Here is a 1203-nt window from a genome sequence, read left to right as displayed (position 1 = left end):
TTTCGGCATTTCTACGTGCGGCCACACATGGCCAGGCGTCCACGACGACGCGCCATACGGAGGCCCCGCAAGGAATGTTTCCGCGCGCTCCGCTCGCCGCGTGAGCCGCGACGAATCCGCCCCGGCTTCACCTGCATATTCCCTGGGGGGAATCTTGTCTTCTTCGCGCACCCTGCGCCCCGGCCGTCTCGCGGCCTGCACCGCCCTCGCGCTCTCGGCCGGCATGCTCCTTTCGGGCACGGCCTCGGCCGGCGAGACACCGAAGGCGCCGCGCTCGGCGGTGAAGCCGGCGAAGCCGGGCCCCGCCGTGCAGCCGTCGCTCGCGCTTCCGCAGCACGCCAAGCGGTCCGCGGCGGCCGCGGCCACTGCTGTGAAGCCCCGCCTGGACGTCGACAAGGACGGCTCCAGCGACATCCTGTACCGGGCGATCGACGGCAAGGCCTACCTGGAGACAGGCAGCAAGGGCCAGGAGTTCTCGAACTACTTCGGCCAGTACAAGGACCTGATCGCGCCCGGCGACCTGGACGGTGACGGCTCGCCCGAGCTGCTGACCGTGTCTGCGACGGGGACCCTGTCCCTGTACGCGCGTGCGACCACCAGCGGCACCTCGTACGCCAACTGGACCGGCCAGGGCTGGAACGCGTACAACAAGCTCTTCGCCCCGGGCGACGTGAACGGTGACGGCAAGTACGACCTGCTGGCCCGCACGCCCTCGGGCGACCTGTACCTGTACCTGGGCAACGGCAGCGCCACCGGCGATCCGTTCGCGTCCAAGGTCAAGGTCGGCGGCGGCTGGCAGGCCTACGACCAGCTGGTCGGCGCCAACGATCTGAACGGCGACGGCATCGGTGACGTCGTCGCCCGCACGCCCGCCGGCGACCTCTACTTCTACGCGGGCACCGGCAACGCCGGCGCCCCGCTGAAGACGCGCGTCAGGATCGGCGGCGGCTGGGACACATACAACCAGATCCTGCCCCTGGACGACGCCGACAACGACGGCCTCGCCGACATCGCCACGCGCGGCACCGGTGGCAAGCTCTACCTCTACATGTCCGACGGCAAGGGCAACTTCAAGGACCGGATCGTGGGGGGCGACGGCTGGAACAACTCCGTCGTGTTCGCCTCGCAAGGCGGAAACACCACGTACGGCAAGAGCGACCTGATGGGCCGGGACAGCAAGGGAACGCTGTACTACTACTACGC

At 69.2% G+C, this 1203-nt stretch carries 1 protein-coding gene; it reads left to right on the top strand.

All coding sequences use genetic code 11. The features are described from left to right. Positions 1 to 154: 154 nt before the first annotated feature. Positions 155 to 1203, top strand: a 1049-nt coding sequence (locus ACFWA7_RS40010; protein WP_385828096.1) for an FG-GAP repeat domain-containing protein, incomplete at its 3' end; no start/stop codon positions are given.

Origin of the sequence: Streptomyces sp. NPDC059994 (assembly GCF_042737755.1) — a bacterium.
Classification (GTDB): domain Bacteria; phylum Actinomycetota; class Actinomycetes; order Streptomycetales; family Streptomycetaceae; genus Streptomyces.
The sequence above is the reverse complement of the archived record's forward strand: the minus strand, read 5'-3'. Positions and strand labels throughout refer to the sequence as shown.